Genomic DNA, 15,692 nt, shown 5'->3' on the forward strand with positions numbered 1-15,692 from the left:
CATGAAGGATGTTCATTGGTCCATGCCTCCTAGACTCGGATTCGTGGGTCAAGCAGGGCGTAAACGATATCCGCCAGCAAGTTGAAAATGATTGCGGCGGTACCGGTAACCAGGAAGAACGCCATCACAGGTGCCGGGTCGACATGATCCAGGCCGGTTGCGAACATTTCGCCCATGCCCTTCCAGCCGAAGACGCGCTCGGTGATCACAGCGCCGCCGATCAGGCCGGCGAAGTCGAAGGCTGCGATGGTGGCGATGGGGATCATCGCGTTGCGGAACGCGTGCCGGAAAATCACGGTGCGTTCGCTCAATCCCTTGGAACGGGCGGTGCGGATGTAGTCCTGGCGCTGCACTTCGAGCATGGAAGAACGCGTGTAGCGCGAATAGCTAGCCAAAGAAATCACTGCAAGCAGGATGGTCGGCATCAGCAACTGGGTGCCGTTATCCAGGAAGTGATCCCAGAAACCGCCTTCGAGGTTAGCAGTGGACGACCCGATGGTAGCGATGGGGCGTCCCTTGACGTCCAGGAAACCAGGCCAAGCGCGGAACATGTGATCGACAACGGTCAATCCTGCACCGACAACACCGGTGGCTACGGAGACGGACATCGCTGCTTTGCGCAAGCGGCCTCCCATGAAGCGCCCGACTACTGCCGGAATCGCTACCGCGAGGACCAGTCCGAACAAGAGGATCCATGCGTTTGGTTCCAGCAGCATGTAGAAGGTCGCGTAGTACATGGCCAAAACCAGCACGACGGTAATCAGCGCCGGGTACAGCACGCGCTTTTCCTTCAGGCCAACGCTCATGGCAGTGGCGCTCAAGGCCACGAGTGCCGTCAGCACGATGATGATTGCGGGACCCATTTGCGGGTAGCGGTAGAAATTCAGCCAAATGCTGTACTGCAGCACCAGCGGGACGAAAACAGCGGCAGCTATGAAGGTGATGCCACGGCGCTTCAAGGAGCCCCCGAGGAACATCTGCAGGACGAGTCCGACGACGATGCCTATGGCTATGGCTGACCCCAGGGATATCTGCGGATCCGCCAGCCAGTCGTTGTAGCTGATCGCCAGGTACTCCTTGAGCAGCACAGCTGCCCAGAAGACGGGAAGCGAGAAGAAGAGGAAGGTCATGAAGGTAACGATGTAATCCAGGCCGGAGTACTGGCGGATTGCAGTCAAAACGCCAACGGCGATACCCAGAACCGCGGCGATCACCGTAGCGAGCACTACCAGCCGCAAGGTGGACGATGCGGCGTTGGCCAGCAAGCCGGAGACCTCTACGCCGTTGATATTCTGTCCCAGGTCGCATTGGCCAATCAGGCATTTGCTGGCACCGGTCAGCCAGTCCCAGTAGCGTCCGTACCAGGGTGCATCCAGGTTCATGTATTCCACACGCTGGGCCATCAAGTACTCGCGGTTATCCGCGTTGCTTTCGCGCAGGTCCTTGAGCGGGTCACCTGAATTGATAACCAGTACGTAGAGCAAGAGCGATGCGGCGAACAGCACGGCAAGTGCTGAGCCTAGTCTCTTGGCGATAAATTTCCACACGGTTCTAATGTCCTACTTTCATCTCACGGAAGTGAGCCGGCCCTTGAGGTTGGGGACCTTTGAACACACTGCGGGGCCCGATTTTTGATCGGGCCCCACATGTGCTCACTCACATTGTGCAAGTACGTTGCCTAGGGGCAATTACTCAGCACGTACCCACTGCTCGGCGTTCCAGACGATCTGGTCCTGCGTTGCGGTGTGACGGACATTTTGGATATCCGAACCCGAGGCGCTCAAGCCTGGGTGGGCGAATACCGGGATGCCGAACAGGTCATCCCACAACAGCTTCTCGATCTTCTTGGTCTGCTCGGCATGGACAGCCGGGTCCAGCGAGCTTGCCAGGGTCGCCCATGCTGCATCGACTTCAGCGTTCGAGTACTGGCCGAAGTTCTGCGGCTTGCCGGTGGCGTAGATGTTCTGGCCGGAACTGATCTGGCCGGAACCTGCCCAAGCGAACAGTGCTACTTCGTAGTCGCCACGGTCTTGCGCACCGTTTGGCGAGAAGAAGTCAGCGGAACCGGTGTCCTCGATCTTGAAGCCCGCTTCATCGCAGGAGGACTTGATGGCCGAGACCTGGTTGGCGCGGCGTTCATTAGGTGCCGAGTAGCCGATGCGTACTTCGGTACCCACAGCGTCCTGCTCTTCGAGGATCTTCTTGGCGCCTTCGATATCAACCTGGTCGTAGCGGCCGTCGTAGGATGCGTCCACTACTTCCTGGTAGTTATCCTGGAACGGGAAGACTTCGCGGGAGTTCATCACGATGGCGTCAGGGTTCAGCGGCTTGATCAGGTTGTCAACAATCTGCTGACGTGGAACACACATGGCAAAGGCCTTGCGCAGTTCCAGATTGGTCATTGCGTTGCCCTTGGCGAAGTTGAAGTCGAGGTGCTCCCAGGTCAGGGTGTCGCCCTTCTGGATTGCTACAGCGTCGCCAAGATTCTCCAGCTGCGCGAGCGTATCAACGGTCGGCTGCGGGTTAATGACGTCAACGTCTTTATTCTGCAATGCCTGGACCATGCTTGCGTCTTCAAGGAAGCGGAAGGTCAGTTCCTTGGTTGCAGGCGCTGGGCCATAGTAGTTCTCATTGGCAACCAGGGTTACGGACTCTCCAGCTTTCCAGCTGCCCAGCTTGTAGGGGCCGGATACAGGCGAGATCTTCTCATCGGGCAGCTTGCCCGGGTCAGTCATCCAGCCTTCGTTCCAGAAATCGGCAGCCTTCTTCAGCTTGTCGGATTCCCCACCGAGAATGGCTTTGACGAGCTCTTCGGTGCTCATGCCCGACTCTTCGGCCACCACATGTGCTGGGTGGAGCATCCATGACTGGAGGGCCCAGTCCGGATCAGGCTCGGCGAATTCAACAGTGAATTCCTTGCCATCCCAGTCGCCCTGCGGACCAGCTGGAACAGTGTCGCCGAGATCAACAGAGACCGAGTTGAACAGCGGCTTGTCCTTGGCACCTTCGTTGAGGTTCAGGTTCTGCACTGCCCATGCCAGCACGGAGTCGGCTACGGTGATCGGCGTGCCATCGGACCATTTGGCTTCTTCGTTGATCGTGTACTTGATGGTGAGCGGATCGTCGCTTACCTTCTCATAGCTGCCCAAGGCCTCGTTGGGGTACAGCGTGCCGTCAGTACCGAAGTAGCTGAACCCAGCGAACATCCGGTCCACGATGGCCGAGTTGTAGGTGGAATAGGTGTTCGGAGTAAAGCCGTTGTAGCTCAGGAATTCCGGGGCACCTACGGTGACGTTGATATTGTCTTCGGCAGTCTTGATATCACCCAGATCGGCTTTGCCGCTGTTTGCTGCTTCTGCCGAACCGTTGCCGCCACCTGCGCCAGCATCCTTTGATGCATCGGCGCCTGTGTCTCCGCCGCCTGGTGCACAAGCCGAAAGGGCCAGGGCCAGTGCTGCGCCTACAGCTACTGCTTTCGAAACGCGCTGAAACCGCATTTCGCCTCCTTGAGTTCTTGAACGATACGAGTGCTGGATCGGTGGATCCAATGTGGATCAGATCACATGATCAATCCATTGAGCAATAGACTAACCCGAATTTTCTGGCTTGGATATAGAAAGAAGCGCTTCAGATATTGCCGCGACTCTCCCCCTGAGAGTCATTCGCAACGCGCTTGTTACCCACGGGTTTACGAGATCCAGCTCACATCCCCGAGATTTCAAGGATTTCTTTCAGATTGGGAAAAATCAATCGGGCAACTGTTTCATGCATGTTGACTCGCGGAGTGATTTATAACATTTTTGCAACGTTTGTTTCAGATTGATTAAATCTGAAATATTCGTTGAATATGACGTTGCTTGAGCTCAGGTTAAGCGCAAAATGGGCCGGTGAAACCTTACGGTTTCACCGGCCCATTCAGCGGATTTCCGAGCTGCTAGATCAGCGAAGCTCCAGGGATCGCAGCCAGCAGGTTGCGGGTATATGCACTCCTTGGCGCATCGAAAATCTCGTCCGTTGTTCCCTGTTCGACGATCTTTCCGTGTTCCATCACGCATACGTTGTCCGCGATCTGGCGGACTACAGCCAGGTCGTGGGTAATGAACAGGTAGGTAAGGCCCATTTCGCGTTGCAGCTCATCGAGCAGCTCCAGCACCTGGGCCTGCACCAGTACGTCCAACGCCGAAACAGCCTCATCGCAAACGATCATTTCCGGCTGCAAGGCCAGAGCACGAGCGATCGCGATGCGCTGGCGCTGTCCGCCGGACAGCTCGTTCGGGAAGCGGTGCATCGTGGATGCCGGCATGGAAACCTGATCCAGCAGTTCCTTGACCTTCTTCTCCCGTGATGCCGCGTTACCTATACCGTGAATGCGCAGTGGCTCTTCGATGGTTCGGAATATCGAGTACATCGGATCCAAGGATCCGTACGGATCCTGGAAAATCGGCTGGACACGTCGGCGGTACTTGAACAAGTGCTTCTCGCTCAGGTTGCCAATCTGTTCGCCATCAAAGATGATCTCGCCCTCGGTCTTATCCAGCAGGTTGAGCACCATCTGGGCGATGGTGGACTTGCCGGAACCGGACTCGCCTACCACGGCGGTGGTGGTGCCCTTGGGGATCTCGAAGGACACGTTGTCCACCGCGGTGAACTTCTCCTTCTTGCCGAACCCCTTGCGGATATCGAAGACCTTCGTCAGGTTGCTGACCTTCAGCAACGGCTCGGCCTTGCCCGGAATTACCTCATCAACAATCGCCTCGTGCTTGTCTCCACGCTGTGCTGACAACGATGGAGCCGAGTTGATCAGGCGCTGGGTGTACGGGTGCTTGGGGTTGCGCAGAATCTCCAGCGCTGGGCCATATTCGACGACACGCCCCTTGTACATCACAACGACCTTCTCGGCACGCTCTGCTGCCAAACCCAGGTCGTGGGTAATCAGCAGCACGGCGGTGCCCAGTTCACTGGTCATGGTGTCCAGATGGTCCAGGATCTGCTGCTGCACGGTGACGTCCAGTGCGCTGGTTGGCTCATCGGCAATCAGCAGGCGCGGGCGGCAGGCCAGGCCAATGGCGATCAGCGCACGCTGGCGCATGCCACCGGAGAATTCGTGCGGGTACTGCCTCGCACGGGTCTCCGGATCGGGCAAACCTGCATCGGCCAAGACCTGGGCTACACGCTTGTTCGGGTTATCCCCTGCCAAGCCGTTGGCTTTCAGGGTTTCCTTGACCTGGAATCCGATCTTCCAGACCGGGTTCAAGTTGGACATCGGATCCTGCGGAACCATGCCAATATGGTTGCCGCGCAGCTCTACGAATCGCTTTTCGCTCGCTTGGGCGATGTCCTCGCCGTCAAAAAGAATCTGGCCGGATGAGACCTTGCCGTTGCCGGCCAGCAGGCCGATAGCAGCCAGTGCCGAAGTCGACTTGCCGGAACCGGACTCGCCCACGATGGCCACGGTTTCCCCGGGCATCACGGTGAAGTTGGCGTCGCGCACTGCGTGCACTGGACCGTCAGGAGTGGAGAAAGTGATCGCCAGGTCCTTGACTTCCAGCAGAGGCTTGGGAGTTGCACTCTGAGTCATTGCTTAGGCTCCCTTCCGGGCCTTCGGATCCAGTGCGTCGCGCACTGCATCGCCGAGCATGATGAAGCTCAATACCGTTACCGAAAGGAACAGTGCTGGCCACATCAGCATGGTCGGGTTATTGCGCAGCTGGGTACGTGCGGAGGAAATATCGTTGCCCCAGCTCATGACGTCTGGCGGAAGCCCGACGCCCAGGAAGGAGAGCGTGGCTTCGGCAACGATGTATACGCCGAGGTTCACCGTGGCAACAACAATGATCGGTGCCAACGAGTTCGGGATGACGTGCTTGACCAAAGCGCTGAACTTGGACAGGCCCAACGCGCGCGAGGCCTTCACGAAGTCCGCGTTGCGGGCCTCGATCACTGCGCCGCGGGTAATGCGTGCCAGCTGCGGCCAGCCGAAGATCGCAAGGGTGATGATAACCGTCCAAACGCTTCGGTTTTCACGGAAGGCAGGAAGCTGCATCACGATGATGGCGCCAAGGATCAGCGGCAGCGCGAAGAAGATATCGCCCAGACGAGCCAGGATGGTGTCGATCCAGCCGCCGTAGTAGCCTGCCAGCGCGCCAATGGCACCGCCGAGCAGCACCACGATGAGGGTAGTGAATACGCCTACGAGCAGCGAAGCACGCGTGCCGTAGATCGTACGGGCGTAGATGTCGCAACCCTGCAGGTTGAAGCCCATGATATGTCCCTGGCGTGCTGGCTCATTGGAATTTTCCAGCAGGCATGCCTGGTTGCCAGTCGGATCAATGGACGTGAACAGCTGCGGGAACGCAGCGACAACCACGACGGCGATGATCAGAAGCGTGGAGATGATGAACAGCGGCTGCTTGCGCAGCGAACGCCATGCTTCAGCCCACATGGACAATGGCTTGCCGGTTTCCTTGACAGAATCCACCGCCTGCAGCGGAGTCTCCTCCAATGGGGCCACGTAGTGCTCAATTTTGTACTTGGAAACTTTGCCGGCACGGGTGTTTCGGATGGGAAGGCCGTCTTCGGGATTAAAGTTCTGGTTCTCAGGCATAACGGATCCTTGGGTCAAGCAGTGCGTACAGCATATCCACGATCAGGTTGGCGATCACGAAGACGATCACCAAGACGCCTACAACGGCAACCACCGTCGGGGTTTCGCCCTTCTGGATTGCCTGGTAGAGCAAGTGGCCGACACCGGGGACATTGAAGATACCCTCGGTAACAATGGCGCCGCCCATGAGTGCGCCCAAGTCGGCGCCAAGGTAGGTCACCACTGGAATCAGCGAGTTGCGCAAGATGTGCACGGTGACAACGCGGTTGCGGCTCAGGCCCTTGGCAGTTGCGGTGCGCACATAGTCAGCGGTCTTGTTCTCAATGATGGAGGTACGCGTCAGTCGCAAAACGTAGGCCAGAGAAACGAGTCCCAGGACCAAAGCCGGCAGGATCAGCTCGCCCCAGGTTGCCGAACCGGAAACGGTTGGCTTTGCCCATTCGAGCTTGACTCCGACCACGAACTGGAGCAGGAAGCCCAGAACGAAGGTTGGAACTGCAATGACCAGCAGCGATGCGATCAGGACGGTCGAATCGAACAACTTGCCCTTGCGCATGCCCGCGATGACGCCGAGGATGATGCCGAATACCGCTTCGATCAACAACGCGAGGATCGCCAGGCGTGCGGTGACCGGGAAGGCCCGAGCCAGCAAGTCTCGAACTTCCTGGCCGGAGAACGAGGTTCCCAGGTCCAAAGTCACCAGGTTCTTCAAGTACAGGCCATATTGGACCCAGAAAGGCTTATCCAAGTTGTATTGCGCGGTCAGGGCCGCTTCGGTAGCGGGGCTCATTGGCTTGCCGCCGGAAAGTGCCGCGATGGGGTTACCCGGTGTTGCGAAAACCAGGAAGTACACCAGCAGCGTAGCTCCGATGAACACTGGAATCAGCTGCACGATTCGCTTCAGGGTAAAACTTAACATGCTTGCATCTCACCTCGAGACACATGAGGGCACAAGGCCATTTTTATCCTCTTTCCGTCGATAAAGTAATCGACGTTTATTTTTGCGAGGCAGGACGGACACGCCAAAGGGAGACCCTGAGCTGCTCGGATCTCCCTTGACGAGTTTTCAGCTTCTATTCGCTCTGATTAGGCCGAATGCTGAAGGAAACTTATTTGCCAGTGATTTGCTGGTACATAGGAACACCGTTCCAGCCGAACTCAACGTTATCCACGTTTTCGCTCCAACCACCCTGAACTGCCTGGTACCACAGCGGGATAGCCGGAAGATCCTTGAACAGGATTTCCTGTGCTTCGTTGAAGATCTTCGCACCTTCAACAGGATCCGTGGCGGACAGGCCCTCGGTCAGCTTGGCGTCGAATTCCTTGCTGGAGTACTTGCCGTCATTCGAACCAGCCCCGGTACCGAATAGTGGACCAAGGAAGTTGTACAGCGATGGGTAGTCGGCCTGCCAACCGGTACGGAATGCACCGGTCATCTCGTAGCTGGTGACCTTCTCGCGCAATTCCTTGAAGGAGCTGAATGGCTTGGCCACGGCGTTGATGCCCAGGTTGCTCTTCAACTGGTTGACAACAGCTTCGACATATTCCTTGTTGCCAGCGCCATCAACGTTGTAGCCGACCGAGAATTCATCGCCGGACTCCCACTTGCTGATTGCATCAGCCTCTTCCCACAGCTTCTTGGCTTCAGCCCCGTCGAAGTCCAGGACTTCACTGCCTGGAACCTCTGCGTTATAGCCTTCAAGTACCGGTGCGGTGAAGTCGTCGGCCTTGACCTTGCCGCCGTTGTACACCTTGTCGATGATCAGCTGGCGGTCAATGGCGCGGGAGATCGCTGCACGGCGGAGGTTGCCCTCTTCACCCTGCTTGAAGTGCTCCAGGTAACCCGGAATGGTGATGGTTGCGTTGCCAGCGTATGGCGAGTTGATCGAGCGGTCGCCCAGATCAGTCTCGTAGGAAGCCAGCGAGCTTGGCGGGATCTGGTCGAGGACGTCCAAGTTGTTGGACTGCAGATCGCTGTACGCCGAGTCGGTGGACTGGTAGACCTTGAAGTCGATGCCGGCGTTAGCCGCCTTGCGTGGTCCGTCGTAGCTCTCGTTGACGTCCAGCTTCAGGTTCACATCGTGGTTCCACTCGGTCAACGTGTATGGGCCGTTGCCGACTGGCTTTTCGCCAAAGGCCTTTGGATCCTCGAAGGCCGCTTCAGGCAACGGCATGAACGCCGTGTAGCCCAGGCGCAGCGGGAAGTCGGACTCAGGCTGGGACAGCTCGACGGTGAAGGTGGTGTCATCCACTACCTTCAGGCCTTCCATCTCTTCCTTCTTGGAGCCTTCCTTGTTGACCTCATCGAAGCCCTTGATGGATTCGAAGAAGTACGAGTTCAGCTGTGCGTTCTTTGCCGCGGCGCCGAAGTTCCAGGCATCCACGAACGAAGCAGCAGTTACTGGGGATCCATCCGAGAAGGTATGTCCGGCCTTCAGCTTGATGGTGTAGTTCTGGGAGTCTTCGGTTTCGATGGACTCAGCGAGTTCATTGACCGGAGCGCCCTTTGCGTCGTAGCTGACCAAACCGGTGAAGATCAGGTCCATTACGCGGCCGCCGCCAACTTCGTTGGTGTTAGCCGGCAGAAGGCCATTCTGCGGTTCGGTGGTGTTTGCGGTGACGACGTACGAGCCGTCACCTTCGCCACCGGCGGTTTCATTGGAACCGCCGCCACAAGCGGACAGGGTCAGCGCCAAGGCTGCAGATAAAACGACAGCCTTAGATGCGTGCGAGTATCGCATCCTATTTCTCCTCAACAGATCGTTGCTGCTTCTGCATTTCGCAGAGCCGTGCAGGCAAGCGTGAGCTATAGCACGTAGTGAATGAGATTACATCAAACATTGCGAAACAACCAATGAATAGTCATGAAAGCAATGCTTGAAATCGGGTTACTCACCCGGCTGAAATAACTTCAGCCGGGTCAGTTTTTATTTAAGCTCAAATAAAAATATTCATCATTCCGGGGTCTTCCAATACCGAGCCGACACCTGCGAGGAACTCGCTTGCTTCCTTGCCGTCAACCACTCTGTGATCGAAGGACAAAGCCAAAGTCATGGTATGGCGAAGGGCAACTTGGTCTTGGTATTCCCAAGGCCTTCGTTTCACTTGGCCTAATGCCAGGATTCCAGCCTGCCCCGGAGGAAGAATCGGGGTGCCGGCATCCACGCCGAAAACCCCCACATTGGTAATGGAGAATGTGCCACCGGTCAATTGGGCTGGTGACAACGTTCCTTCGCGGCCCTGGAGAATAATCTCGCTGAGTTCAGTTGCCAATACGGGCAACGTCTTGGCTTGGGCATTTTTCAGCACCGGAACCAGCAAGCCGCGGTCACTTGCCACAGCCATGCCCAGATTCACTGACCCGAACTCAATGATTTCGTCAGCCTTTTCATCCCACGTCGAGTTCAGCGCAGGATAAGTCTTCAGCAATCTCGTCACCACGAGTGCCGCCAACGTTGTGATGTTGAGTTTCCGGTCCTTCAGCAAGCGATGCGAACGCATTCGTTCCACCAACGTCATGGATTCGGTGACGTCAATAGTGAGGAACTCGGTGGCATGCGGTGCAGTAAACGCCGACTGCACCATCGCTTTGGCTGTGGCTCTGCGGACGGCGGTGATCTTCACATGGCGGTCCACATCCGGCGAGGACGCTGGCTCATTTCCCCCTGCTGATGGGGTGCTGGTACCTACGGAATCGATGGCCTGCTGAACATCCCTACGCAGCACCAGGCCACCCTCGCCGCTGCCGGCGAGCGCCGAAATATCGACTCCATGATCGCGTGCCAGCTTGCGTACGGGCGGTGTGCATCGAGTCGTCTCATGTTGTTCACGCTCAGGACTGGCCGGCGCGGCATCCGGTGCGGATGCAACTGGTTCCGCCAATTGCGCCGCTCCCCCGTTGCGGGAGCCACGAGCTTTTCGCGTTGGACGGTTGCCGGTGTCTGCCGGTGCACCGTAGCCAACCAGGGTTGGGGTGCGCTCGACGGCCGCACTTTCCCCATGTTTTCCGGGACCTGCTGCTGGCGGCTGCCCGCCGGAAGCGCCTGGCTCCTGGTCAAAAGTGACCAGCGGTCCGCCAACCTGCACTGTTTCACCTTCGGTGGCATGCAGAGCCTGAACGAAGCCGGCATACGGCGAGGGCAGTTCAACCACTGCCTTGGCGGTTTCAACTTCGGCAATGATCTGGTTGAGCGCAACATGCTCGCCAACCTTGATTTTCCAATTCAGCACCTCGGACTCGGTGAGCCCTTCGCCGAGGTCCGGGAGTTTGAATGTGTGGGCGGTCATCACTTGGCAGCTCCTTCGGTTGCCTCGTGGTGGCGCATCACGGTATCGACCGCGTGCATCACTCGATCCAAATCGGGCAGGTGGTGGCTTTCGAGCCGCGATGGCGGATACGGAATATCGAATCCGGTGACGCGCAATGGGGCGTGCTCCAGATAGTCGAAGCAGCGCTCGGTGATTTCGGCACAGATTTCTGCACCGATACCGCTGGTGCGGCTGGCTTCATGGACTACGACGAGCTTGCCGGTGCGCTTGACGGATTCGGCCACGGTGTCGATATCCAACGGATCCAAGGTGCGCAGGTCGATGACCTCCAGGCTGGTGCCTTCATCTTCTGCGGCCTTGGCCGCATCCACCAGGGTGTAGGTGGTCGGGCCATAGCCGACCACGGTGACATCTTCACCGGGTCGGATGATCTTGGCCTTTGGCGATCCGTCTGGCGTTGGAGCCAGAAGTTCAGCCGTGCTTTTCTCGTGGTAGCGGCGCTTCGGCTCGAAGAAGATGACCGGATCATCGCAATCGATGGCCTGGCGCAACATGCCATAGGCATCTTCGACACTCGAAGGCGCGAAGACGCGCAGACCGGCGGTGTGGGCGAAATATGCTTCCGGTGATTCGGAGTGGTGCTCCGGTGAACCAATTCCTCCGCCGTAGGGAATTCGAACTGTCACCGGCATCTTCACACGGCCCCGGGAACGGTAATGCAATTTAGCCAGCTGGGAAACTAGCTGGTCAAAGGCCGGGTAGGTGAAGCCGTCAAACTGGATCTCCACTACTGGGCGATAGCCTCGGTAGGCCAGGCCGATGGCGCTGCCGACAATGCCGGATTCTGCCAGGGGGGTATCGACGACGCGGTGCTCGCCGAATTTGGATTTCAGGCCATCGGTGACCCGGAAGACGCCGCCGAGGGTTCCGATGTCTTCACCAAGCAGGATGACTTTCTCGTCCTCGTCCAGGGCATCGTGCAGCGACTTGTTCAGCGCCTTGAGCATGGTGGTTGCCACAGTTACTCTCCACCTTCAAAATCTGCCAAGTAGTCCAGATAGTTCTTGGCTGCGCGTTCAGTTGGTTCGTGCTTCTCGGCATATACATTGGTGAACAGCTCTTCCACCTTGGGGTCCTCCATGGTGGTGATCGCGGCGCGAAGCTTCGCGGCCAGATCATCGGCTGCGTTCTGGGCACGCTGCTCGTAGGACTGCACATCGGCACCCATCTCATGCAGGTACTTCACCAGGCGGTCGATAGGATCCTTGGCTTTCCACTCTTCGAGCTGCTCGCTCTTGCGGTAGCGGGTTGGATCATCGGCGGTGGTGTGCGACCCCATGCGATAGGTGACCGCTTCAATGAAGGTTGGCCCCAGGCCGTTGCGCGCGTGATTCAGGGCGGCCTTGGTGGCTGCGTAGACCGCAAGGATGTCATTGCCATCCACCCGCCAGGTCTTCAGCCCGAAGCCGTGGGCACGGTCGGCAATCTGGGTGCGGCTTTGCAGGTGGACCGGTTCGGAGATGGCCCACTGGTTGTTCTGGCAGAAGAACAGCACTGGCGCCTGGTAGCTGGCGGCGAAGACCATGGCTTCGCTCACGTCGCCCTGGCTGGTGGCGCCATCGCCAAAGTAGGCCACAGAAACTTGCTTGCCCCCGTCGAATTTGATTCCCATTCCGTATCCGGCTGCGTGCAAAGCCTGGGAGCCAATGACAATCTGCTGGCAAGCAATATTAACTTCATTCGGATCCCAGCCACTGGCCTGGGCCCCGCGCCACACGCTGAGCAGATCTTCTGCTTTCACTCCCCTGGCCCATGCGACGCCATGCTCGCGATAGGAAGGGAAAATGAAGTCATCCGCTTCGGTGGCGCGGACCGAGCCGATTTGTGCGGCTTCCTGGCCGAGCAGCGGCGCCCAGAGTCCTAGCTGGCCCTGGCGCTGCAATGCGGTGGCTTCATTGTCCATGCGGCGCAGGACCACCATGTCGCGAAGGAAATCTGCAAGGTCCGCTTCTTTGAGGTCCTTCAGATAATGGTCAAGTTCTTCGTCCGGGATTCGTTTCCCGTCGACGTTCAGCAGCTGATGCGTGGGTAGGCATCCGGCGGCTACGTCAATGTGCTGTGTGGACACGATCGGCATCCTTACTCTCACGTAGTCGGTTGCGGGTTTTCATTCACAAACACCGCTTAATGTGATGCTACTCACGCAAGGCAGGATGCACAATGGTGTTTTTGGAATTAGAGCAAAACGCACTGTTTATGAGGACCGGTCAGTGCTAACGTGCACATTATGCAACTTCTGGACACTACCGACCGGCGCATCCTGCTGGCCCTCTCCACCGCAGCCAAGCGCACCGGCTCGGCTATCGCCACGGCTTTGAACCTCGGGCGAAATACCGTGCAGACGCGGATGACCCGCCTGGAGAATGAAGTTCTTGATTCCATTGACCGCCGCATCCCGCCCGAAGTGCTGGGCTACGGGCTGCTTTCCTTTGTCGAGCTGCATGTTGAGCAACGCCATCTCGGGGACATCGCCGCCAAGCTCGAAGCCATCCCGGAGGTGCTTGAAGCACACGGGCTCACCGGCTCTGCCGACATCTTGGTGCGGGTAGCGGCCAAAGACGCCGAGGAGCTGTTTCGGGTCCATGGACAGCTGCTGCATATAGACGGAGTGAATCGTGCGGACTCGGCACTATCCATGGCCGAGCTCGTCCCCTATCGCACCACCGCTTTGCTTCAGCACTCGCTAGCCAATAACGCGTAGCGCACAGGGCAGCAAAAAGTTCCGGGAACCAGCCTGCTGGCTGGTTCCCGGAACTTCGCTATTGAGTTTTATGAATTCTTCGCTTTAGTGGTCGACTGCCTTCTCGGCACCGACACCGGTCAGCGAACGAACTTCCATTTCCGCCTGCTTGGTAATGTCCTCGACACGCTTGTCGGTAACCGAGCCCAGCCAGCCTAGGAAGAAGGCCAGCGGAATGGAGACGATACCCGGGTTAGCCAGCGGGAAGATCACCATATCGATGCTTGGGATCATTGCGGTCTCCGAGCCCGAGAACACTGGCGAGAAGATGATCAGCAGCAAAGCCGAACCCAGACCGCCATACATGGACCACACTGCGCCGCGGGTCTTGAAGCCCTTCCAGAACAGCGAGTACAAGATGGTTGGCAGGTTAGCCGAAGCGGCCACCGCGAAGGCCAATGCCACCAGGAAGGCCACGTTCTGCCCCTGGGCACCGATGCCGCCAGCGATAGCGAAGACTCCGATAACCAAGACCGTGCGGCGGGCAATCTTCATTTCCTTCTCCGGGGTGGACTTGCCCTTGGCAATCACCGACGCGTACACGTCATGGGCGAAGGATGCCGCCGCGGTGATGGTCAAGCCCGCCACCACAGCAAGGATGGTTGCGAAGGCCACTGCAGAGATCAGGCCCAGCAGCACAGTGCCGCCCAATTCGTAGGCCAGCAGCGGTGCCGCAGAGTTCACGCCGCCTGGAGCCGCCTGGATTCGATCCGGGCCAATCAGTGCACCGGCGCCGAAGCCCAGCACCAGGGTGAACAGGTAGAAGGCGCCGATCAGCCAGATAGCCCAGACGACGGACTTGCGGGCTTCCTTCGCGGTAGGAACGGTGTAGAAGCGCATCAGCACGTGCGGCAGGCCGGCGGTGCCAAGCACCAAGGCCAGGGCCAGCGAGATGAAGTCCAGCTTGGCAGTTTCAGAAACACCGTACTTCATGCCCGGATTCAGGATCTCGGGGTTGCCGGCTACTTCAGCTGCCTTGCCCAGCAGGTCGGAGAAGTTGAAGCCGAACATGGCCAGCGTCCACACGGTCATGATCAGCGCGCCGGCGATCAGCAGGCAGGCCTTGATGATCTGCACCCAGGTGGTGCCCTTCATGCCGCCAACCAGCACATAGAGGATCATCAACGCGCCAACGATGACGATCACCAGCGACTGGCCCAGCTTCTCGTCAATACCCAGCAACAGGGAAACCAGCGCACCGGCGCCAGCCATCTGCGCCAGCAGGTAGAAGACGCACACTGCCAGCGTGGAGATGGCCGCGGCGATGCGCACCGGACGCTGCTTGAGGCGGAAGGACAGCACATCGGCCATGGTGAATTTGCCGGTGTTGCGCAGCAGCTCCGCAACCAGCAGCAAGGCAACCAGCCAAGCAACCAGGAAGCCGATCGAGTAGAGGAAGCCGTCGTAGCCCTGGATGGCGATAGCGCCAACGATGCCCAGGAAGGACGCTGCCGAGAGGTAGTCACCGGCAATTGCGGTGCCGTTCTGCGTTCCCGTGAAGGAACGGCCGCCCGCATAGTAATCCGCAGCGGTCTTGTTGTTCTTGGAGGCGCGGAGCACGATCACCATGGTGACGCCCACGAAGGCCAGGAAGATGGCGATATTGACCAAGGGGTTGCCGACCTGGGTCGACTCTCCCGCGGCCTGGGCCAGGATGCTGAGCTGGTTCATTTAGTTCACTCCCTCGCGCTCTAGGCGTTCACGGATCTTGGTTGCCTTGGGGTCGAGCTTCTTATTCGAGAAACTGACGTAGGCCGCGGTGATCGCGAAGGTCGACACGAACTGCAGCAACCCGAGAACAATACCCATGTTGATATTGCCGAGAACCTTGATGGACATGAAGTCGTGGAAGTAGTCGGCTAGCAGCACGTAGGCGAAATACCAGACGAGGAAGAAGACTGCCATCGGGAAAACAAAACTGCGGTGGGTCTTTCGCAGTTCCTGGAATTCCTCGGATTGGCTCTCCTTGACGAAATCAACGTCAGCAGCGACGCCGTGTTCCGGGTTGGCACTCATGAT

General features: G+C 58.2%; 12 protein-coding genes. 1 reads left to right on the plus strand and 11 read right to left on the minus strand.

The window, feature by feature from the left end:
• Positions 1–29: 29 nt before the first annotated feature.
• The 9 genes from AAZQ98_RS09180 to pdhA form a co-directional block, all read right to left on the minus strand.
• Positions 30–1,547 carry an ABC transporter permease gene (locus AAZQ98_RS09180; protein WP_434691584.1) on the minus strand — a complete coding sequence of 506 codons (1,518 nt, stop codon included), beginning with the start codon at positions 1,545–1,547 and terminating at the stop codon, positions 30–32.
• A 141-nt stretch (positions 1,548–1,688) separates the two neighbouring features.
• Positions 1,689–3,497, minus strand: coding sequence for an ABC transporter family substrate-binding protein (locus AAZQ98_RS09185; RefSeq protein ID WP_434691585.1), 1,809 nt, complete (start codon positions 3,495–3,497; stop codon positions 1,689–1,691).
• 437 nt (positions 3,498–3,934) lie between these two features.
• Entirely contained in the window at positions 3,935–5,578 is a 1,644-nt protein-coding gene (locus tag AAZQ98_RS09190; protein WP_434691586.1) for an ABC transporter ATP-binding protein, read from the minus strand.
• Between the two features lie 3 nt (positions 5,579–5,581).
• Positions 5,582–6,604 (minus strand): ABC transporter permease, encoded by a 1,023-nt coding sequence (locus AAZQ98_RS09195; RefSeq protein ID WP_286134154.1) that lies wholly within the window; start codon positions 6,602–6,604, stop codon positions 5,582–5,584.
• On the minus strand, positions 6,597–7,523 hold the full coding sequence (locus tag AAZQ98_RS09200) for an ABC transporter permease (RefSeq protein ID WP_434691588.1): 927 nt from the start codon (positions 7,521–7,523) through the stop codon (positions 6,597–6,599). Before AAZQ98_RS09200 ends, AAZQ98_RS09195 begins: the two co-directional genes overlap by 8 nt.
• Positions 7,524–7,713: 190 nt before the next feature.
• Positions 7,714–9,345, minus strand: coding sequence for a peptide ABC transporter substrate-binding protein (locus tag AAZQ98_RS09205; protein ID WP_434691590.1), 1,632 nt, complete (start codon positions 9,343–9,345; stop codon positions 7,714–7,716).
• A gap of 196 nt (positions 9,346–9,541) precedes the next feature.
• The gene (locus AAZQ98_RS09210; protein ID WP_434691592.1) at positions 9,542–10,891 is read right to left on the minus strand and encodes a dihydrolipoamide acetyltransferase family protein; all 1,350 of its coding nucleotides are present in this window, start codon (positions 10,889–10,891) and stop codon (positions 9,542–9,544) included.
• Positions 10,891–11,880 (minus strand): alpha-ketoacid dehydrogenase subunit beta, encoded by a 990-nt coding sequence (locus tag AAZQ98_RS09215; protein WP_434692138.1) that lies wholly within the window; start codon positions 11,878–11,880, stop codon positions 10,891–10,893. The genes AAZQ98_RS09210 and AAZQ98_RS09215 overlap by 1 nt, the downstream gene beginning before the upstream one ends.
• Before the next feature lie 14 nt (positions 11,881–11,894).
• The gene (pdhA, locus tag AAZQ98_RS09220; RefSeq protein ID WP_105661813.1) at positions 11,895–13,010 is read right to left on the minus strand and encodes a pyruvate dehydrogenase (acetyl-transferring) E1 component subunit alpha; all 1,116 of its coding nucleotides are present in this window, start codon (positions 13,008–13,010) and stop codon (positions 11,895–11,897) included.
• A gap of 150 nt (positions 13,011–13,160) precedes the next feature.
• Here pdhA and AAZQ98_RS09225 point away from each other — a divergent pair, with 150 nt between their 5' ends.
• Positions 13,161–13,634 (plus strand): Lrp/AsnC family transcriptional regulator, encoded by a 474-nt coding sequence (locus AAZQ98_RS09225; RefSeq protein WP_105661916.1) that lies wholly within the window; start codon positions 13,161–13,163, stop codon positions 13,632–13,634.
• A gap of 84 nt (positions 13,635–13,718) precedes the next feature.
• Here the strand turns inward: AAZQ98_RS09225 and AAZQ98_RS09230 are convergent, their stop codons facing one another.
• Both AAZQ98_RS09230 and AAZQ98_RS09235 read right to left on the minus strand, forming a co-directional pair.
• On the minus strand, positions 13,719–15,344 hold the full coding sequence (locus tag AAZQ98_RS09230) for a solute symporter family protein (RefSeq protein ID WP_105657249.1): 1,626 nt from the start codon (positions 15,342–15,344) through the stop codon (positions 13,719–13,721).
• Positions 15,345–15,689, minus strand: coding sequence for a DUF485 domain-containing protein (locus tag AAZQ98_RS09235; protein ID WP_434691595.1), 345 nt, complete (start codon positions 15,687–15,689; stop codon positions 15,345–15,347).
• Between the last annotated feature and the right edge of the window lie 3 nt (positions 15,690–15,692).

The sequence above is a fragment of the Glutamicibacter sp. Je.9.36 genome (assembly GCF_051129975.1).
In the GTDB taxonomy this organism is placed as follows: Bacteria; Actinomycetota; Actinomycetes; order Actinomycetales; family Micrococcaceae; genus Glutamicibacter.